The sequence below is a fragment of the Amycolatopsis albispora genome, from assembly GCF_003312875.1.
Classification (GTDB): domain Bacteria; phylum Actinomycetota; class Actinomycetes; order Mycobacteriales; family Pseudonocardiaceae; genus Amycolatopsis; species Amycolatopsis albispora.
Window position 1 is genome coordinate 3,483,320 of record NZ_CP015163.1, and the last position, 19,055, is coordinate 3,502,374.

The 19,055-nt window shown below is 70.7% G+C and carries 16 protein-coding genes; 7 read left to right on the forward strand and 9 right to left on the reverse strand.

The genetic code is table 11. The features are described 5' to 3' along the window. The first annotated feature begins 67 nt into the window (after positions 1–67). From kstD to A4R43_RS16220, 5 genes are all read left to right on the forward strand, one after another. Positions 68–1,741 (forward strand): 3-oxosteroid 1-dehydrogenase, encoded by a 1,674-nt coding sequence (kstD, locus tag A4R43_RS16200; protein WP_113693086.1) that lies wholly within the window; start codon positions 68–70, stop codon positions 1,739–1,741. Then, complete coding sequence (locus tag A4R43_RS16205; RefSeq protein ID WP_113693087.1) at positions 1,738–2,871, forward strand: Rieske 2Fe-2S domain-containing protein; 1,134 nt, start codon at positions 1,738–1,740, stop codon at positions 2,869–2,871. The genes kstD and A4R43_RS16205 overlap by 4 nt, the downstream gene beginning before the upstream one ends. A 64-nt stretch (positions 2,872–2,935) precedes the next feature. Continuing rightward, on the forward strand, positions 2,936–3,208 hold the full coding sequence (locus tag A4R43_RS16210) for a hypothetical protein (RefSeq protein ID WP_113693088.1): 273 nt from the start codon (positions 2,936–2,938) through the stop codon (positions 3,206–3,208). Next, positions 3,201–4,217: a ferredoxin--NADP reductase gene (locus tag A4R43_RS16215; RefSeq protein ID WP_236809057.1), complete on the forward strand. Its 1,017-nt coding sequence runs from the start codon at positions 3,201–3,203 to the stop codon at positions 4,215–4,217. The genes A4R43_RS16210 and A4R43_RS16215 overlap by 8 nt, the downstream gene beginning before the upstream one ends. Before the next feature lie 9 nt (positions 4,218–4,226). After that, positions 4,227–5,090, forward strand: coding sequence for a MaoC/PaaZ C-terminal domain-containing protein (locus A4R43_RS16220; protein ID WP_113697650.1), 864 nt, complete (start codon positions 4,227–4,229; stop codon positions 5,088–5,090). Here the strand turns inward: A4R43_RS16220 and A4R43_RS16225 are convergent. Genes A4R43_RS16225 through A4R43_RS16250 form a run of 6 tightly spaced genes read right to left on the reverse strand, consistent with a single transcriptional unit; the run spans position 5,080 to position 10,811 of the window. After that, on the reverse strand, positions 5,080–6,246 hold the full coding sequence (locus tag A4R43_RS16225; RefSeq protein WP_113693089.1) for a lipid-transfer protein: 1,167 nt from the start codon (positions 6,244–6,246) through the stop codon (positions 5,080–5,082). The two genes, A4R43_RS16220 and A4R43_RS16225, sit on opposite strands and share 11 nt — an antisense overlap. Beyond that, complete coding sequence (locus A4R43_RS16230) at positions 6,243–6,641, reverse strand: MaoC family dehydratase (protein WP_113693090.1); 399 nt, start codon at positions 6,639–6,641, stop codon at positions 6,243–6,245. Before A4R43_RS16230 ends, A4R43_RS16225 begins: the two co-directional genes overlap by 4 nt. Continuing rightward, positions 6,638–7,576: a bifunctional MaoC family dehydratase N-terminal/OB-fold nucleic acid binding domain-containing protein gene (locus A4R43_RS16235; protein WP_113693091.1), complete on the reverse strand. Its 939-nt coding sequence runs from the start codon at positions 7,574–7,576 to the stop codon at positions 6,638–6,640. Before A4R43_RS16235 ends, A4R43_RS16230 begins: the two co-directional genes overlap by 4 nt. Then, a complete protein-coding gene (locus A4R43_RS16240) occupies positions 7,573–8,727 on the reverse strand; it encodes an acyl-CoA dehydrogenase family protein (protein ID WP_113693092.1) in 1,155 nt (384 codons plus the stop codon). The genes A4R43_RS16235 and A4R43_RS16240 overlap by 4 nt, the downstream gene beginning before the upstream one ends. Further along, complete coding sequence (locus A4R43_RS16245) at positions 8,727–9,764, reverse strand: acyl-CoA dehydrogenase family protein (protein WP_113693093.1); 1,038 nt, start codon at positions 9,762–9,764, stop codon at positions 8,727–8,729. The genes A4R43_RS16240 and A4R43_RS16245 overlap by 1 nt, the downstream gene beginning before the upstream one ends. 54 nt (positions 9,765–9,818) lie before the next feature. Beyond that, complete coding sequence (locus A4R43_RS16250; protein ID WP_205215354.1) at positions 9,819–10,811, reverse strand: GlxA family transcriptional regulator; 993 nt, start codon at positions 10,809–10,811, stop codon at positions 9,819–9,821. A gap of 71 nt (positions 10,812–10,882) precedes the next feature. Here A4R43_RS16250 and A4R43_RS16255 point away from each other — a divergent pair, with 71 nt between their 5' ends. After that, a complete protein-coding gene (locus tag A4R43_RS16255; RefSeq protein ID WP_113693095.1) occupies positions 10,883–11,662 on the forward strand; it encodes an NAD(P)H-dependent oxidoreductase in 780 nt (259 codons plus the stop codon). Between the two features lie 57 nt (positions 11,663–11,719). Here the strand turns inward: A4R43_RS16255 and A4R43_RS16260 are convergent, their stop codons facing one another. From A4R43_RS16260 to A4R43_RS16270, 3 genes are all read right to left on the reverse strand, one after another. Further along, on the reverse strand, positions 11,720–12,742 hold the full coding sequence (locus tag A4R43_RS16260; RefSeq protein ID WP_113693096.1) for an IS110 family RNA-guided transposase: 1,023 nt from the start codon (positions 12,740–12,742) through the stop codon (positions 11,720–11,722). A gap of 815 nt (positions 12,743–13,557) precedes the next feature. After that, positions 13,558–16,134 carry a DEAD/DEAH box helicase gene (locus tag A4R43_RS16265; protein WP_113693097.1) on the reverse strand — a complete coding sequence of 859 codons (2,577 nt, stop codon included), beginning with the start codon at positions 16,132–16,134 and terminating at the stop codon, positions 13,558–13,560. A gap of 30 nt (positions 16,135–16,164) precedes the next feature. Then, positions 16,165–18,273 (reverse strand): acyl-CoA dehydrogenase, encoded by a 2,109-nt coding sequence (locus A4R43_RS16270; RefSeq protein ID WP_113697651.1) that lies wholly within the window; start codon positions 18,271–18,273, stop codon positions 16,165–16,167. A gap of 141 nt (positions 18,274–18,414) precedes the next feature. Here A4R43_RS16270 and kstR point away from each other — a divergent pair, with 141 nt between their 5' ends. After that, the gene (kstR, locus tag A4R43_RS16275) at positions 18,415–19,023 is read left to right on the forward strand and encodes a cholesterol catabolism transcriptional regulator KstR (RefSeq protein WP_113693098.1); all 609 of its coding nucleotides are present in this window, start codon (positions 18,415–18,417) and stop codon (positions 19,021–19,023) included. Positions 19,024–19,055: the final 32 nt, after the last annotated feature.

Here is a 19,055-nt window from a genome sequence, read left to right on the forward strand (position 1 = left end):
TGACCCATAGTGCAGCGACCAGCTGTTCGCATTTCTATAACGCGTTCCAGTAGCACGGGAGGCATGGATGCCGGACGAGTTCGACGTCGTGGTGGTCGGCAGCGGTGCCGCCGGCATGACCGCCGCACTCGCCGCGGCCCGGCACGGGCTGAGCGTGGTGGTGCTGGAAAAGGCCGCCAAGTACGGCGGTTCGACCGCGCGTTCCGGGGGTGGCGTGTGGATTCCCGGCAACGAGGCGCTGCGCGCGGCCGGGATCGACGAGCCACCCGAGCGGGCCCGCGAATACCTCGAAGCCATCGTCGGTGACGTGGTGCCCGCCGAGCGGCGGAACACCTACCTGGACCGCGGGCCCGAGGTGATCGAGTTCCTCCACCGCGAAACCCCGCTGCGGCTGTGCTGGGTGCCGGGTTACTCGGACTACCACCCCGAAGCCCCCGGCGGCCGGGCCGGCGGACGGTCCGCCGAGCCGAAACCGCTGGACGCCCGCGTGCTCGGCAAGGAACTGGCCAACCTGGAACCGCCGTACAGCGCCCCGCCCGCCGGTGTGCCGCTGATGCAGGCCGACTACCGCTGGCTCAGCCTGCTCGCCCGGCATCCACGCGGCATCACGCGGGTGTTCCGCCTCGGCGCGCGCTGGCTGACCGGGCGGCTGACCGGGAAACGCCAGCTCGCCATGGGCCAGGCGCTCGCCGCGGGCCTGCGCGCCGGGCTGCTGCGTGCCGGCGTGCCGGTCCGGCTCGACACCCCGCTGGTGGATCTGTGCACCGAAGGCGACCGCGTCACCGGCGTGGTGGTGGCCGGTGGCACCGAGATCCGCGCGCGGCTCGGTGTGGTGCTGGCGTGCGGCGGGTTCGAGCACAACGCGGAAATGCGCGCCAAGTACCAGCGCGCGCCGATCGGTACGGAGTGGACGGTCGGCGCCGAGGCGAACACCGGTGACGGCATTCTCGCCGGTCTCAAGCTGGGCGCCACCACGGAGTTGATGGACGACGCGTGGTGGGGCCCGTCCATTCCGCTGACCGGCGGGCCGTGGTTCGCGCTCGCCGAGCGCTCCCGGCCGGGCTGCCTGCTGGTCAACGAACGCGGCGAGCGGTTCGTCAACGAATCCGCGCCCTACGTCGAAGCCGTGCACGCGATGTACGGCGGGAAGTACGGCCAGGGCGAAGGTCCCGGCGAGAACGTGCCCGCCTGGCTGATCTTCGACCAGCGCAACCGCAACCGGTACATGTTCACCGGGCTCGGCCCGCGCCAGCCGCTGCCGGGCCGCTGGTACAAGGCGGGCATCGCGGCCAAGGCTGGCACGCTGCGCGAGCTGGCCGAGTCGACCGGACTGCCCGCCGACCGCCTCGAAGCCACCGTTGCCCGGTTCAACGGCTTCGCCCGCGACGGCGTCGACCAGGACTTCGGCCGCGGCAAGAGCGCCTACGACCACTACTACGGGGACCCGCGCAACAAGCCCAACCCCAGCCTGGGCCCGGTGGATCAGGCCCCGTTCTACGCGGTGCGCGTGGTGCCCGGCGACCTGGGCACCAAGGGCGGCCTGCTGACCGACACCCGCGCCAGGGTGCTGCGGGCGGACGGCTCGGTGATCGACGGGCTGTACGCCGCGGGCAACACCAGCGCCGCGGTGATGGGCCACACCTACGCGGGGCCCGGCGCGACCATCGGCCCGGCGATGGTCTTCGGCTACCTTGCGGCCGAGGACCTCGCGGCCAAGAATCGAACCGGAGGTACGCGATGACCGAGAGCTTTCGCACTATCGACGCAGGCAAACCGCCGACCCGGTTCGCCAGGGGCTGGCACTGCCTCGGCCTCGCCGAGAGCTTCCGCGACGGAAAACCCCACGCCATCAACGCCTTCGGCACCAAGCTGGTGGTGTTCCAGTCCAGTGACGGCAAGCTGAACGTGCTCGACGGCTACTGCCGTCACATGGGCGGCGACCTGACCCAGGGCACGGTCAAGGGCGACGAGATCGCCTGCCCGTTCCACGACTGGCGCTGGGGCGGCGACGGCAAGTGCAAGTCGATCCCCTACGCCAAAAGGGTTCCGCTGCGCGCCCGCACGCGGTCGTGGACCACGTGCGAGGAGAACAAGCAGCTCTTTGTCTGGCACGACCCCGAGGGCAACCCACCGCCGCCGGAGCTGGCGATCCCGCGCATCGACGGCATCTTCAGCGGTGAGTGGAGCAACTGGACCTGGGACTCGGTGCTGATCGAGAACTCCAACTGCCGCGAGATCATCGACAACATGGTCGACATGGCCCACTTCTTCTACATCCACTACGCGTTCCCGACCTACTTCAAGAACGTGTTCGAGGGCCACATCGCCACCCAGTACCTGAACACCAAGGGCCGCCCGGACATGGGCATGGCTTCGAACTACGGCGGCGAGGAGAACCTGCTCCGCTCGGAGGCCTCCTACTACGGCCCGTCCTACATGATCAACACGCTGCTCAACACCTACAAGGGCTTCGAGATCGAGAACGTGCTGATCAACTGCCACTACCCGGTCACGGAGAACTCCTTCGTGCTCCAGTGGGGCGTGAGCGTGAAGAAGCTGCCCGGGGTGGACGACGAGCAGGCGGACAAGATCGCCGGCAAGTTCGCCAAGAGCATCGGCGTGGGTTTCCTGCAGGACGTGGAGATCTGGCGGAACAAGTCGCGGATCGACAACCCGCTGCTGTGCGAAGAGGACGGTCCGGTCTACCAGCTGCGCCGCTGGTACGAGCAGTTCTACGTGGACGTCGCCGACGTGACGCCGGAGATGACGCAGCGCTTCGAGTTCGAAGTGGACACCACGCGCGCCAACGAGGTGTGGGAGGTGGAGGTCCGGGAGAACCTGGCCCGGCAGGCCGCCGAGGCGGAGGTCTGAGGTGGTCACGCCCTACACTCCGCCGTCTGCTCGGGGGACGACCCCCGGACCCCCGAACTACACGGTGTTCGGTTCTCCGGTCGCGTCGGCCGAGGAAACCAGGGAATTCCTCAGCGGCGGGCTGGCGCCGGTCGGCTGCCGGACCTGCGCGGTGCGGGTGCTGGTGAAGAAGAACAGCCCCAAGCACACCAGCATCCAGTGGACCACGGAGAGCTCGGCGTGCCCGGTGTACGCCGCGTCCGACCGGCCGGCCGCCCTCCAGGACACCTGCCCGGAACTGCAGCACAGCATCAACGAGGACGTCCGCGCGGGCGCGCTGGGGGTAGCCGGTGAGTGACGTCCGGCGCCTGCGGGTGGCGGACGTGATCGCCGAGACCGCCGAAGCGCACTCGCTGGTGTTCGAATCGGCGCCCGGCATGGACTACCGGCCCGGCCAGTTCCTCACCCTGCGCGTGCCCAGCGACCGCTGCGGTTCGGTGGCGCGGTGCTACTCGCTGTCCAGTTCCCCGCACACCGGTGATCCGCTGACCGTCACGGTCAAGCGCACCGGGTACGCGTCCAACTGGATCTGCGACAACGTCCGACCGGGTGCGGAGATCGAGGTGCTGCCGCCGTCCGGGGTGTTCTGCCCACCGGACCTGGACGCCGACCTGCTGTTGTTCGCCGCGGGCAGCGGGATCACGCCGGTGATGTCCATCGTGAAGTCCGTGCTGGCCAAGGGTTCCGGCCGGCTGCTGCTGGTGTACGCCAACCGCGACGAGCAGTCGGTGATCTTCGCGCGCGAGCTGCGTGAGCTGTCCGCCGCGATGCCGGACCGGCTGACCGTGGTGCACTGGCTGGAATCCGTGCAGGGCCTGCCGTCGGTCGAGCAGCTGCAGGCGCTGGCCGCACCCTTCCCCGGCCGCCCGGCGTTCCTCTGTGGACCGAAGCCGTTCATGGAGGCCGCGCAGACCGGGCTGAAGGCACTGGGCTGGGACCGCAAGCTGATCCACGTCGAGAAGTTCCTTTCCCTGGACGGAAACCCGTTCGAGGAAGCCGCCGAAGTGGTCGCCGAGGAGCCGTCGGCCGAACCGGCCGCGACCGTGCACGTCGATCTCGACGGTGAGCAGCGATCCCTTTCGTGGCCACGGGAACGCAAGCTGCTCGACCTGCTGCTGGAGGCCGGGCTCGACGCGCCCTACTCCTGCCGCGCCGGGCAGTGCAGTGCCTGCGCCTGCCGCCTGGTCTCGGGCAAGGTGAAGATGCTCAACAACGAAGTACTCGATTCCGACGACCTCGACGAGGGGATCGTGCTGGCGTGCCAGTCCATTCCGCTCACCGACGAGGTTTCAGTCACTTACGAATGAGTGGTGCGCATGCCCATCGACCCAGCTGTCGCGATCGGCGCGGAACTCGGCGAGGAGCGGTTCTCCTGGACCGCGTCCGAAGTCCAGCTCTACCACCTCGCGCTCGGCGCGGGCGCCGATCCGGGCGACCCGCGTGAGCTGCGGTACGTGCTGGAGGACAACCTGCACGTGCTGCCCACCTTCGCCACGGTGGCCGCCTCGTTCCACTGGACCGAGCCGCCGACCGTGGCCTTCCCCGGCGTGTCGATCGACCTGAGCAAGGTGGTGCACGGCACCCAGGAGGTCGTCGCGCACCGCCCGCTGCCGGTGGCGGGCAAGGCCACCTCGCGCACGAAGGTGGTCGACGTGCTGGACAAGGGCAAGGCCGCGGTGATCGTGCGCGAGACCACCACGGTGGACGAGCACGGCAGTCCGTTGTGGACGGCCCGGTCGAGCATCTTCGCCAAGGGTGAGGGGGGTTTCGGCGGGCACCGCGGCAGTTCCGAGAAGATCACCCCACCGGACCGCGAGCCGGATCACCATGTCGACACGGCGACCCTGCCGCAGCAGGCGCTGCTGTACCGGCTGTGCGGCGACCGCAACCCGCTGCACGCCGATCCCGCGTTCGCCGCCCGTGCCGGGTTCGACCGGCCGATCCTGCACGGCCTGTGCACCTACGGGATCGTGGCGAAGGCGGTCACCGACGCGGTGCTCGACGGGGACGCGACGGCCGTCGGCTCGTGGTCGGCGAAGTTCGCCGGGGTGGTCTTCCCCGGCGAGACCCTGCGGACCTCGATCTGGCGTGAAGACGGCCGGTTCGTCGTGGTGGCCACGGTTCCCGAGCGCGACGACGCGGTAGTCCTGTCCGAAGGCGTGCTGACCGCTAGGACGTGAGCACGAGCGCGCTGGTCGGCACCCCGGTGCCCGCGGTGACCAGCACGCGCTCGGCGCCGCCGACCTGGTTGGCCGCCGTGCCGCGCAGCTGGCGCACGCCTTCGGCGATGCCGTTCATGCCGTGGATGTAGGCCTCACCGAGCTGGCCGCCGTGCGGGTTCAGCGGGAGCGAGCCGTCCAGCTCCAGGTTGCCGTCGGCGATGAAGTCCTTCGCCTCACCGCGGCCGCAGAACCCCAGCTGCTCCAGCTGCATCAGCACGTACGGGGTGAAGTGGTCGTAGAGCACGCCGACGTCCATATCGGACGGTGACAGCCCGGACTGCGCCCACAGCTGCCGCGCCACCACGCCCATTTCCGGCAGCGCGGCCAGGTCGTCGCGGTAGTAGCTGGTCATCACGTACTGGTCGGTGCCGCTGCCCTGCGCGGCCGCGGCGATCACCGCAGGCGGGTGCGGCAGATCGCGCGCGCGTTCGGCGCTGGTGATCACCAGCGCCACCCCGCCGTCGCTCTCCTGGCAGCAGTCGAGCAGGCGCAGCGGCTCGGCGATCCAGCGGGAGGCCTGGTGCTGCTCCAGCGTGATCGGCTTGCCGTGGAACCAGGCGTGCGGATTGGTCGCCGCGTGCTTGCGGTCCACCACCGCCACCCGGCCGAAGTCCGCGCTGGTCGCGCCGTACTCGTGCTGGTAGCGCCTGGCCAGCATGGCCACCGTGGCGGCCGGGGTGGCGATGCCCATCGGGTAGTGGAAGCTGTTGTCCACGCCCGAGGAGTTCACCTGCTGCGCGGCCGCCGCGGACACGCGGCCGAAGCGGTGCCCCGAGCGCTCGTTGAACGCCCGGTACGCGACCACCACGTCGGCCACACCGCTGGCCACCGCCAGTGCGGCCTGCTGCACGGTCGCCGCCGCCGCGCCACCGCCGTAGTGGATCCGGCTGAAGAAGGTCAGCTCGCCGATGCCCAGTTCCCTGGCCACCGCGATCTCGCTGTTGCCGTCCATGGTGAAGCTGACCAGGCCGTCCACATCGGACAGCTGGAGGCCCGCGTCGGCCACCGCGGCACGCACGCATTCGGCGGCCAGCCGCAGTTCGCTGCGGCCGGAGTCCTTGGAGAACTCGGTGGCACCGATGCCGGCGATGGCTGTTGTCCCGGCGAAGCTCATGCCGCACCCCCTGGCAGCACGACCCGCACGGTGCCGGACAGGTGCTCCCCCAGCGCGCCGCGCCCGGTCACTTCGACCACCACCTCGTCACCCTCCTGTTCGGACACCCGGCCGGAGAGCACGAGCGTGTCGTAGGCGTAGCACGGCACCCCGAGGCGGATGCTGATCGAGCGGATCAGCGCCTCGGGCCCCGCCCACTCCGAAACGAACCGCTGCACCAGCCCGTTGTCGGTGAGGATGTTGGCGAAGATGTCCTTGGAGCCGCGGGCGATCGCGCTGTCACGGTCGTGGTGCACGTCCTGGAAGTCGCGCGTGGCGATCGCGGTGCTGATCACGAAGGTCGGGGTCAGCTCGATCTTCAGCTCGGGCAGCTCGGTGCCCACCACCGCGGTCACCGGGCCACCCGCCAGGCCGGCAGGGTCAGCTCGTCGTCGATCCGGAGGAACGCCGCCCGGACCTCGAGTCCGATGTGGACCTCGTCGGGCCGGACATCCAGCAGTTCACCGAGCACCCGCACGCCTTCCTCCAGTTCCACGAGCGCCACCACGAACGGCAGCTCCTTGCCGGGCACCGGCGGGTGGTGGTGCACGACGTAGCTGTACACCGTGCCGCGTCCCGACGCGACCACGTAGTCCGGCACCGCGTCGAGGTCCCCGTCGGGCGGCATCGGGCCAGGCGGGTGGCGCAGCACGTCACCCCAGCGCTGGATGCGCAGCTCACCGGCCTTGGTGCCCTCCCAGAAGAACGCGGTGTCCGGGCTGATCACCGGCCGCAGCACGGCGGCACCCGGCGCGTCCACGACCTCCGGCTTCGGCTGCTCGCGGGGACGGAACTTCAGCACCCGGAACACCATGTCCGCGACCAGTTCCTCGCCCACGTACCAGTTCGTCCTGGTGGTGACGAACCAGCCCTCGCCGAGCGCGGTCTTCTTGGGGCCCTTGACGTCTTCGAGCACCGTGGTGGCCGCCAGGTGCTCACCGGGGCGCAGGTAGCGGTGGTAGGTCTGGTCGGAGTTGGTGGCCACCACCGAGGTGAAGCCCGCATCGTCCAGAACGGACATCATCGCGCCGAGCGGGTCGCCGGTGCCCCGCTGGTGGTGCAGCCCGCCCATCGTCCACACCTGCGCCATCGCCGGTGGCGCGACCAGCCCGCCGTGCACGGACTTCGCCGCGAACTCCGGGTCCACGTAGACCGGGTTCGTGTCCCCGATGGCCTCGACCCAGTTGTTCACCATGGCCTGGTTCACCGGGTCGCGCGCGAACCGCCGGGCGGACTCACCACCGGCCGCGATGCGGTCCGCCGCCGCCCTGATCTCCGCGTCCGTGGTCATCGCGGCACCCTCGGCAGGCCCAGCCCGGCGGTGGCGATCAGTTCACGCTGCACCTCGTTGACGCCGCCGCCGAAGGTCAGCACCAGGTTGCGCTTGGCCAGCCGGTCGAACAGCTCGGCCAGCTCGGCGGTTTCCGGATCGGCCAGATCCCCGTGCCGTCCGACTATCTCTTCACACAGCCTGCCGATCCGCTGCACGCGTTCCGAGCCGAGGACCTTGGTCGCCGAGGCGTCGGCAATGTCCACACCGGACGGTTTGGCCACCGAGGCCACCTGCCAGTTGAGCAGTTCGTTCACCCTGGTCACCGCGCGGGCTTCGGCCAGCACGGCCCGTACGTCGGGCAGGTCCAGCAACGAGTTCGCGCGTGCCCACGCCCGCAGGCGGTCGTACAGGCCGCCGATGCGACCGGCCGGGCCGAGCATCACGCGCTCGTGGTTGAGCTGCGTGGTGATCAGCCGCCAGCCCGCGTTCTCCGCGCCCACCAGGCGGTTCACCGGTACGCGCACGTCGGAGTAGTAGGTGGCGTTGGTGTGGTGGGCGCCGTCGCAGGTGATGATCGGCGTCCAGCTGTAGCCGGGATCCCGGGTGTCCACGATGAGGATCGAGATGCCCTTGTGCTTGGGCGCCTCGGGATCGGTGCGCACGGCGAGCCAGACGTAGTCGGCGTCGTGCCCGCCGGTGGTGAAGATCTTCTGGCCGTTGACCACGTATTCGTCCCCGTCGCGCACCGCGGTGGTGCGCAGCGAAGCCAGGTCGGTGCCCGCTTCCGGCTCGGTGTACCCGATCGCGAAGTGCAGCTCACCGTCGAGGATCTTGGGCAGGAAGAAGGCTTTCTGCTCCTCGGTGCCGAACGCCTGCAGCGTGGGCCCGACGGTTTGCAGGGTCACCGAAGGCAGCTGCACTTCGGCACGCGCCGCTTCGTCGGCGAAGATGTGCTGCTCGACCTCGCCGAAACCGCGGCCGCCGTACTCCTTCGGCCAGCCGACGCCGAGCCAGCGGTCCCGGCCCATGCGCCGCACGATTTCGCGGAACACCTTGCCGTGGCGCTCGCGCACCATCGCCCGGCGTTCCTCCGGTGTGACCAGCCCGGCGAAGTACGCCCGCAGTTCGTCGCGGAGCTGTTGCTGTTCGCTGGTGAGTTCGACGTGCATCAGGCCCTCCCCGCCAGTTCGCCGAGGCGGTGCGCGTGCCCGCCGAGGAAGCGCACCAGGTCCTTGGCGGCGGCGGAATAGCGGTGCATCGGGTAGCTCGTGTCCACGCCGAGTCCGCCGTGGAGGTGGTGGCAGGCGCCCATCGCGAGCGGCACCTGCTCGGTGGCCCAGTACGCGGCCACGTCGAGTTCGTCGTCGGCGTCACGGCCGGTCGCCAGCCGCCAGATCGCCGAGGTGGTGCTCAGGTGCACGGTCCGCGAGGCGATGTAGACGTCGGCGATCTGCTGGGCCACGGCCTGGAAGGTGGCCAGCGGCCTGCCGAACTGGACGCGCTCCCGCACGTGCTTCGTGGTCAGCTCCAGCGCGCCGGCGAGCAGCCCGTCGAGCGCGGCGAGCGTGCCCGCGAGCGCGAAGCGGTGCACGCCCTCGATCGTGCCGCCGAGCAGATTCCGTTCGTCCACCGGGGTTTCCGCGAAGGTCAGCCGGAATTCGGGGGTGTCACCCGAGCGGTACGACTCCTCGACGGTGACGCCGGGTGCGTTCGGGTCCACCAGGAACACCCCGGTGCCGACCGGCAGCGACGCGGGCACGAGCACACGCGTGGCTTCGGCGGCTCGGGGTACGGCGGTCTTGATGCCGTTGAGCAGCCAGCCGCCGTTCGCCTGCGACGCGGTCACCGCCGGTCGCAGCGGGAACGGCGCCGACGGCTCGTGCAGGGCGGCGGTGAGCACCTCGGTGCCGTCACCGACGCCGGGCAGGAAGGCCGCGCGCTGCTCGGGACTGCCGAAGGCTTCGAGCGGCAGCGCGCCCAGGGCGAGCGCGGGCCACGCGGGCACGTCGGCGGCGGCGCGGCCGATTTCGGTGAGCAGGGCGCAGACTTCGGTCACGCCGAGCCCGTCCCCGCCGAGTTCGGCGGGCAGCGCCAGTGCGAGCAGGCCCGCCTTGGCCAGCGCGGGCCAGGAATCGGCTTCACCACGCAGGATCTGCGCCGCCAGCTCGGTGACCGCGGCCTCGTGCGCACCGGGGGTGAAGTCCACTCAGGCCTCCTCGCCAGGATCCGGGCAGGGATCAAACTGAAACCTGTTCTAGTTTTAGCCCGGATCCGGCGTGACGGCAAGCCCTCCCCGGAAGGTCGTGCGGTAACTGCTCGGCGAAACCCCCAGCGTGGCCTGCAGGTGCTGACGCAGGGAGGAGGCCGTGCCGAAGCCGGATTCCTCGGCGACGCGGTCCACCGGGAGGTCGGTTTCCTCCAGCAGGCGGCGCGCCCGCTCGACGCGCTGCTGAGTGAGCCAGCGCGCCGGGGACATGCCGACCTCGTCGCTGAACCGCCGGGTGAAGGTGCGCACGCTCATCGACGCCTGCTTCGCCAGGTCGTTCCGGGTGATCGGGCGGTCGAGGTGCGCCAGCGCCCAGGCTCGCGCGGCGCTGGTCGACGAAGTGCGTTCCTCCGGCACCGGGAGCGAGATGTACTGGGCCTGGCCGCCCTCGCGGTGCGGCGGCACGACGGTGGTCTTCGCCACTTCGGTGGCCACGGCGACACCGTGGTCGCGGCGGATCATGTGCAAGCAGAGGTCGATCCCGGCGGCCTCGCCCGCCGAGGTGAGCACGTCGCCGTTGTCGGTGTAGAGCACGTCCGGATCGAGATCGACCCGAGGGTAGAGGCGGCGGAAGTCGGCGGCCGACTTCCAGTGCGTGGTCGCGCGCCTGCCGTCGAGCAGTCCCGCGGCGGCGAGCACGAAGGCACCGGTGCAGATCGACGCGATGCGGGCCCCCGGCCGGATCCGGGCGAACGCGGCGGCCAGGTCGTCGGGCAGGCGCCCCTCGGTCTCCGTCGCGTCCGGCTCGTGAGAGGCGAGGACCAGCACGGTGTCGGCGCGGTCCAGCACCTCCGGCCCGGCGGCCACGTGGATCGGGAAGTCGGCGTCGGTGCGGACCTCGCCGGGGGTGAGTGCGCAGGTCACGACCTCGTAGAGCGGTTCGCCGTCCGGGGTGGCGGCGCGGCCGAACATCTGGTGCACGATGCCCAGCTCGAGCGGCATCACCCCATGCCGAACCAACGCGGCGACGACGGTCGTGGCGGTCATGGCCCAATTCTGGCACATGTTGTCCTTTGGGCCACTCGTGTGCGGGCTGCCTGGGCAGCAGGGTGGGGATCATGAACGTGCTTTGGGTTTTTGCGCATCCGGAACAGGCTTCGCTCAGCGGTGTGCTGCGTGACGAGGGCGTGCGGGCGCTGACGGAGGCCGGGCATGCGGTCCGGATGTCGGATTTGTACGCGATGAAGTGGAAGGCCGTGGTCGACCGGGACGACTTCCCGGAGGAGACGTCGCCCCGGCTGGAGGTCGCCTCGGCTTCGCGCCGGGCCTACGACGCGGGCACGCTGAGCGCCGACATCCGCGCCGAGCACGAGAAGCTCGACTGGGCCGACACGGTCGTGTTGCAGTTCCCGCTGTGGTGGTACGGCATGCCGGCGATCCTCAAGGGCTGGGTGGACCGGGTTTTTGTGAAGGGTTTCGCGTACGGCGTGACCGATCCGTCGGACGGGCGGACGCTGCGGTACGGGGAAGGCATGCTGGCCGGGAAGCGGGCGCTGGTGGTGCTGACCGCGGGCAGCCGGGAGCCCGCCTTCGGGCCGCGGGGGATCAACGGGCAGCTGGACCTGGCTTTGTTCCCGCTCCTGCACGGCACGCTTTGGTACACCGGGATGAGCGTGCTGCCCCCGGTGGCGATTTATGGCGCGGACCGGATGAGCGCGGAGGCACTGGACGCCGCCGCTTCGCTGGTGCGCTCGAAAGTGCTCTCGGCCGCCACGGACCGCCCCCTGCCCTACCGCCACCAAAACCACGGCGACTACGACGGGGACCTGGTACTACGCCCGGCCCACGCCCCGGGGGAAACGGGCCTGGCCATCCACTACCGAGCTGGGGATCGGTAGGCCGATGTCACGAATGTGGCTTTCGAGACGTTTGGCGTCTCGAATGAAGCTTCTATGTCAAGTGAGGTCGGTGGTGAGTGCTCGGTAGATGGTGTTGGCGAGGTGGCGTTTGAGGGCGCGGAGGGCGGCTTTGGTGGTGGCGTGGGGGTGGTGTTTGGTCCAGTTGTCGCGGTAGGTGCGGGCGGGTGGGTGGTGGGTGAGTTGGGTGATGGCGATGCGGTGGAGGCAGGTGTTGAGTTGGCGGTTGCCGCCGCGGTTGAGGCGGTAGTGGGGTTTGTTGGCTGTCCAGGTGGGGATGGGTGCGGTGCCGGTGTGCATGGCGTAGGCGGCGGGTGAGCGGAAGCGGGTGATGCCGGCGGTTTCGCCGATGATTTTCGCGGCGAGGACGGTGCTGACGCCGGTGATGGCCAGCAGGGTGGGGGCCAGGGGCTGGACTCGGGTGCGGAGTTGGTGTTCGAGCTGGGTGATCTGCTGGGTCAGGGTGGTGATCTCGGTGAGCAGGTCCAGGGCGAGGTCGCGGCGGACGCTGGCGGGCAGGGTGGACAGGGCGGTGGTGAGGGTGTGCTGGGCGCGGGGCCCGGTCAGGCGGGGGTGGGTCTGGTCCAGGGCGGGGTCGAGGTCGTGCAGGTGCCAGCGCAGTTGGTTGATGCTGGCGGTGCGGCGGTTGACCAGGTGTTCGCGCCGGTCGGAGAGCAGGCGCAGGTCCAGGGCGGTCTGGTCCAGGTGTGCGGTGGGCAGGTCGGGTTCGCGCAGGGCGGCGCGGGCGATGGCCAGGGCGTCGATCGGGTCGGATTTACCGCGGGTGCGGGCGCTGGCGCGGCAGGCGGCCATCAGTTTGGGTGGGACCCAGACCACGGTGGCGCCGGTGCCGATCAGGGTGCGGACCAGTCGCCCGGCCACGCCGCGGCCGTCTTCGACCGCCCAGCGCGGCCCGGTGCCGAACTGGGTGGCCCAGGACCGCAGCCGCAGCAGCCCGTCGGGGTCGGCGGTCACGGTTTTCTGCCCCAGGCGGCGGCCGGTCTGATCGACCGCGACCGCGGTGTGGCTGGACTTGTGCGGATCGATGCCAATGACCACCATGGACACCGCGTGTGTTCCTTCCCTAGCCGGAGAACATGCGTCTTTTCCGGGCCGGGCTGGTCGGACACACCTCAGTCGAGGTTGATGGCGTATGCCCACGCTTCTATCAAGTCAGGCCAGCCAGGCCCGGACCTTGATCACGCTGGACAATTCGTTCGCAAGCCAGCAACGGCAGTGGCTTTCAGAGTCACCACGCGATCAAGACCGGACCCTAACCGCCCACCACGAGCGGCCACACCAACCCTGACACTGAGTGGCTTTCGTGACATCGGAGCTAGGCCTCGGCTGCACGGAGCACTGCGACCGGCGAGGCAGGCACAGATCGGCTGTGTGGGCGTGGGCTCGCGAGCCTGTGGGGCTTAGGCGTCGGAGACCGAGTGTCAACGTCGGGGGCGGGGGTGCGCCGCGCGACGGGAGTGCGCAAAGCGCGCGGGTGCGTACGAAGCGGCGGGCTTGGCGCGGCGAGATGTGCATGCGAGGTGCGCGAGGCAACGAGGCGCGTCAGGCAAGCTAGGCAGGCAGGTGAGATAGGGCACGCGGGGCGGGCCGGACTGGGTGCGCCACGTGAGTTGCGTCAGGCAACGAGGCGGTCCGGCGAGGCGCGTCAGGCAGCGAGGCGCGTCAGGCGAGATGGGCAAGCAGGCAAAGCGGGCCAGGCGAGGTGGGGCAAGCGAGCTGCGCCAGGTGAGGCGGATCAGGTGACGTGAGGCAGGTGGCGCGTCGGGCAGCGAGGTGAGTCAGGCACGCGAGGTGGGCCAAGCGAGGTGGGCCAGGCGAAGTGGGTCAGGCGGGTGAAGCGGGTCAGGAGAAGTGGGTCAGGGGAGGTGCACCAGTGCCGCCAGCTCTGCATCGGTCAGGGAGGTTAGCCAGTCTTCGCCGGTGCCCAGGATGGAGTCGGTGAGGGCGCGTTTGCGGGCGAGCAGGGTGGCCACGCGTTCTTCGACGGTGCCTTCGGTGATCAGCCGGTGGACCTGGACGGGGCGGTCCTGGCCGATGCGGTGGGCGCGGTCGGTGGCCTGGTCTTCCACGGCCGGATTCCACCACCGGTCGTAGTGGATGACCTGCGTGGCCCTGGTCAGGTTCAGCCCGACCCCACCCGCCTTCAGCGACAGCAGGAAAACCGGCACCTCCCCCGCCTGGAACCGGCGCACCATGCGGTCCCGCTCCCCGACCGGCACCGAACCCGACAGCAGCTGCACCGGCAACCCCCGCTCCCGCAGCCAGCCCTCCAGCAACCGGCACATCGCCACGTACTGGCTGAACACCAGCACCTGCTCCCCCGCCTCCAGCATCACGGTCAGCAACTCGTCGAAGGCGGCCAGCTTGCCCGACCGCCCATCGAGTGCCCCCGGCTCCTTCAGATACTGCGCCGGGTGGTTGCAGATCTGCTTCAGCTCGGTCAGCAGCTTGAGCACCTGCGCCCGCCGCGTGATGCCGGTGCTCTGCTGGATCGCGGCCAGGTTCTCCCGCACCACCGCCTCGTACAGCGTGACCTGCTCGCGGGTCAGCGGCACAAACAGGTCACTCTCGGTTTTGGCGGGCAGCTCCGGCGCGATGTCCGGGTCGGTCTTGCGCCGCCGCAGCAGGAATGGTCGCACCAGCGCGGCCAGTTGGTCGGTGCGTGACTGGTCGGCGTGCCGTTCGATGGGACGGGCGTAGCGCTGCCGGAACTGCTCGGCGTTCCCCAGCAGCCCCGGCGTGGTCCAGTCCAAAATGGACCAAAGATCGGCCAGCCGGTTCTCCATCGGCGTGCCGGTCAGCGCGACGCGTGCCGACGACGGCAGCCGGCGCAACTCCCGCGCGGTCTTCGACAACGCGTTCTTCACCTGCTGCGCCTCGTCGGCGGCGATCAGTCCCCAGTCCACTGTGGCCAGTGCCTGGCGATCACGCAGCAGCACGCCGTAGGTGGCCAGCACCACCTCGTCCTCGGCGAGACCACCGAGGCTGCGGCGGCCACCGTGGAACCGGCGCACCGGCACCGAAGGCGCGAACCGCGCGAACTCCCGCTCCCAGTTGCCCAGCAGCGAAGCCGGGCACAGGACCAGCGTCGGCCCATCACCGCGGCGGTGCAGGTGCAGCGCGATCAGCTGGATCGTCTTGCCCAGCCCCATGTCGTCGGCGAGGCAGCCGCCCACGCCGAGTTCCGTCATCCGCGCCAGCCACGCCAGCCCGCGCAGCTGGTACGGGCGGAGCTTGCCGTGCAACCCCGGCGGCGGCCCCACCTCGGCCTCTGGCGCTTCACGGAGGCGGGTGAGCAGGCCGGTGAGCACCGACGGCGGCACGAACTCGCATTCTTCACCGTCCACTTCGACCGAACCGGCGAGCGCGGCGGCCACCGCCTCCGCCTCGCTCATCGGCGACCGCGCCGCGCGCAACCTGGCCAGCAGCAGCGAATCCGCCCGGACCCACTGCCCGCGCAACCGCACCAGCGGCCGTTTCGCCTCGGCCAGCGCGGCCACCTCGTCGTCGGTCAGTTCCTCGTTCCCGATGCTGACCTGCCAGCGGAAAGCCAGCATCCGGCTCAACGTGAGCTGCGGCGGCGAATCCGACGGCACGCGCACCGACGCCCGGACCCGCGGCAGTCCGTCGAACAGGTCCTTCGGCCACAGCACCTCGATGCCCGCCGCGCTCAGTCGCGACCCGCCACCCCGCAACAGCTCCGCGACCTCGTGATCCGCCAGCTCGACCACCCCGCCCACCGCCCGCGCCAACGGCGGCCACACGACCGCTCCACGCCGCAACGCGAGCGCCAGCCGCACCTGGACGTGCTCGCCGAACTGCGCGCGCACCACCTCCGGCGCGTCCGCGAGGTCGGCCACGTCGAGCACCAGGCCCGGATCACTCGCACTGCGCACCGCGAGCACCCCGGCAAAACACTCGTCGCCGAGGTCCACGCGCAGCACCAGGCGCACGGACTCGTTCTCCGCGAGCAGATCGGCGATCGCGTCCCAGACCGCCCGCACCAGCGACTCCGGCGAATGCAGCCGGACGCGTTTCAGCCCGGACAACGGCAGCGCGAGCGCCTCCGGCGGCAGCGCGCCGGCCAGCTCGGTCAGGCGCAGCGCGTCGTCCACTTCGAGCGGGCCCGCTCGCCAGCTCGCGCCGTCCGGCTCGATCCGGCCGCGCGCGACCAGGCTCAGCCCCGCCGCCACCACCTCCGCCCAGGCGCTGATGGTGGCGCTGGCGTGCTCACCGGCGGCGAGCAGCACGCGGACCGCCTCGGCGACGGGCAGCACCGAAGCGGCCACCTGGGTGCGGCGGTAGGCCTGTTCCCTGGGCAGGACCAGGTCGATCGGCGTGTCACCGCCGCCGTGCCCCCACAGGGCGAGCACACCGTCGCGAGGTGGGTCGGACGGCACAAAGAGGGCTTGGGTTCCGGGAGCCAGCTCCATGGCGGTCACCGTAGGACGCGCCCCCGACAATTACGCGCGAGGGAGGCCCAGCAGGCGTTCGGCGGCCACGTTCAGCAGTACCTGGGTGGTGCCGCCGGCGATGCTCAGGCACCGCGAGACCAGGAACTCGTACTGCGCGTCCGCCACCGCTTCTCCTTGCAGGCCAACGACTTCCAGCATCGCCTCGGCCACCGACTGCCGGTGCCGCACGCCGATCAGCTTGCGCACGCTGGATTCCGGACCGGGGTCCTGCCCGGCCAGCTGCCGCAGCGCGCCGCGCAGGCCGAGCAGTGAACCGGCGGAACCTTCGGCGACCAGCGCGCCGAGGCGGTCCAGCAGCAGCGGATCCGCGGTGCCGCGCAACTGCCCGGTGAGCCGCTCCACGCCCTCCCCCACCAGCGTGCCCGAGCCCATCGCGACCCGTTCGTTGGCCAGCGTGGTGCGCGCGAGCCGCCAGCCGCCGCCGACCTCGCCGACCACCTGCTCGTCCGGCACAAAAACGTCGTCGAGGAACACCTCGTTGAACCGGGTTTCGCCGGTGATCTCCCGCAGCGGCCGGACTTCGATGCCGCTCGCGCGCATGTCCACCAGGAAGTAGGTGATGCCGCGGTGCTGCGGCGCGTCCGGATCGGTGCGGGCCAGGCAGATCGCCCAGTCCGCGCGGTCGGCGAGCGAGGTCCACACCTTCTGGCCCGACAGCCGCCAGCCACCGTCGGCGCGGATTGCCTTGGTGCGCAAGGAAGCCAGGTCCGAACCCGCACCCGGTTCGCTGAACAGCTGGCACCAGGTGATCTCGCCACGCAGGGTCGGGCCGACGTACTTCTCGCGTTGCGCGTCGGTGCCGTGCTCCAGAATGGTCGGCGCGGCCCAGGCACCGATGATCAGTTCCGGCCGCGTGACGCCCGCGCGCTCGAGTTCGGCGTCGATGACCAGCTGTCGCGCCGCGCTCGCGCCGAGACCGTACGGTTCCGGCCAATGTGGAGCGAGCAGCCCGGTCTCGGCCAGCTTCAGGCGTTGCTCGTCGGCGGGCAACGCGGCGATTTCCTCGGCCAGCGCCCGGATTTCCGGATCGGACGCGGTCGTGGTGTCCCCTTGGCGGCGGACGCCCGCGAGCGCGAGTTCGGCGGCCCGGCGCCGCCACCGCGCGCTCCCGCCGAGCACCTGGCGCGTGGTCACCGCGCGGCGCAGGTAGAGGTGCGCGTCGTGTTCCCAGGTGAACCCGATGCCGCCGAGCACCTGGATGCAGTCCTTCGCGTTCTCCACCGCGGCGTCGAGCGCGAACGCGGCGGCCGTCGCGGCGGTGAACTCCCGCTGGTCACCGTCCGCCGCGCGGGCGGCGTCCCAGGCCAGCGCGGCGGTGGCTTCGGCGCGGCAGAGCATTTCCGCGCACAGGTGCTTGACCGCCTGGAACGCGCCGATGGGACGGCCGAACTGCTCGCGCACCTTGGCGTAGTCGACCGCCGTGCGCAGACACCATTGGGCGATGCCAGCGGCCTCCGCGACGGCCAGCGTGACCGCGAGTGCCCGCACCTCACCCGAAACGGGGAAAATCGCGTCGGCTGGCACGGCCGCGCCGGTGAGCCGGATCGTGCCCAGTTCACGCGACGAGTCCATCGATTCGACCGGGGTGACCTCCACCCCGGGAAAGCCCGGCGGCAGCACGAACCACCGGTCGCCCGCGGTCAGCAGCAGGTGCGCGGCCGGACCGGCGTCCAGCACGGGCCCGGTTTCGCCGGTGACCAGCAGCCCGCCGTCCGCCCCCGGCAGCGCTTCGAACGGCGTCCAGGACACCGCCGCGGTCGCCGAGCCGTCGGCCAGCGCGGGCACGAGTTCCTTGGCCGCCGGCGTGTCCGGCGCCTGCCCCAGCACCAGCGCGGCGAGCACGCCGCTGAGCACCGGGCCGGGCACCAGCGCTTCGGCGGTGGCCTCCAGCCCGGCGGCCGCGTCGGCCACGCCCGCGCCCGCGCCGCCGAGCGCTTCCGGCACGGCCACGGAGAACAGGCCGATGCGCCCGAGCGGCGCCAGGCAACCGGTGAAGCCGCCACCCGCGCGGAGGAGTTCCACCGGGCGGTCATCCGCGGCCCACGCCCGGATCGACTCCGCCAGCGCCCGCTGCTCGTCGGTGATGGCGATCGGCACGGTTACCTCCACGTTCTCGACCACAAATAGAACGTGTTTCAGTTTAGGCAGTCAAGCCCCCGAGTTTGAACCCCCGGTCAGGTTAGGTAGGCTAACCAGGCAAAGTGGAACAAGTTTCGACCAGACCGGGGGAGCCGCCCGATGGCCAAGCAGAAGGCCCCCATGGGCACGCTGAACGGGGACGAGCTGGGCTCGGCGGCCCAGCGCGACCGTCGCAAGCGCATCGTCGACGCCACGCTGGCGCTGGCGTCCAAGGGCGGTTACGACGCCGTGCAGATGCGGGCCGTCGCCGAACGCGCCGACGTGGCGCTGGGCACCCTCTACCGGTACTTCCCGTCGAAGATCCACCTGCTGGTTTCCGGGCTGGCCAGGGAGTTCGAGCGCGCGCAGGAGAAGCTGCAGCGCGGCGCCATTCCCGGGGACACGCCCACCGAGCGGCTGCTCTTCGTGCTGGGCCGCAACACCCGGCTGATGCAGCGGGACCCGCACCTGACCGAGGCGATGGTGCGCGCGTTCATGTTCGCCGACACCACCGCGGCCACCGAGGTCGAGCACGTCGGGCGGCTGATGGAGAACATGTTCGCCACCGCGATGGGCATCGACGAGCCGACCGAGGCCGACCGCGACATCTTCCACGTCATCGCCGACGTCTGGATGGCGAACCTGGTCGCCTGGGTGACGCGGCGGGCGTCGGCCGCGGACGTGGCGAACCGGCTGGAACTCTCGGTGCACCTGCTCCTGGACAAGTGATGCGATGAATGTGGCTTTCATTGCGCCTGACG

Bases quoted from the DNA above. Each gene is read 5' to 3' on its own strand.
- A4R43_RS16265 (WP_113693097.1), bottom strand. From the start codon at position 16,134: ATGGAGCTGGCTCCCGGAACCCAAGCCCTCTTTGTGCCGTCCGACCCA.
- A4R43_RS16220 (WP_113697650.1), top strand. From the start codon at position 4,227: ATGCCCATCGACCCAGCTGTCGCGATCGGCGCGGAACTCGGCGAGGAG.
- A4R43_RS16255 (WP_113693095.1), top strand. From the start codon at position 10,883: ATGAACGTGCTTTGGGTTTTTGCGCATCCGGAACAGGCTTCGCTCAGC.
- A4R43_RS16205 (WP_113693087.1), top strand. From the start codon at position 1,738: ATGACCGAGAGCTTTCGCACTATCGACGCAGGCAAACCGCCGACCCGG.
- A4R43_RS16225 (WP_113693089.1), bottom strand. From the start codon at position 6,246: ATGAGCTTCGCCGGGACAACAGCCATCGCCGGCATCGGTGCCACCGAG.
- kstD (WP_113693086.1), top strand. From the start codon at position 68: ATGCCGGACGAGTTCGACGTCGTGGTGGTCGGCAGCGGTGCCGCCGGC.
- kstR (WP_113693098.1), top strand. From the start codon at position 18,415: ATGGCCAAGCAGAAGGCCCCCATGGGCACGCTGAACGGGGACGAGCTG.
- A4R43_RS16250 (WP_205215354.1), bottom strand. From the start codon at position 10,811: ATGACCGCCACGACCGTCGTCGCCGCGTTGGTTCGGCATGGGGTGATG.
- A4R43_RS16240 (WP_113693092.1), bottom strand. From the start codon at position 8,727: ATGCACGTCGAACTCACCAGCGAACAGCAACAGCTCCGCGACGAACTG.
- A4R43_RS16235 (WP_113693091.1), bottom strand. From the start codon at position 7,576: ATGACCACGGACGCGGAGATCAGGGCGGCGGCGGACCGCATCGCGGCC.
- A4R43_RS16260 (WP_113693096.1), bottom strand. From the start codon at position 12,742: ATGGTGGTCATTGGCATCGATCCGCACAAGTCCAGCCACACCGCGGTC.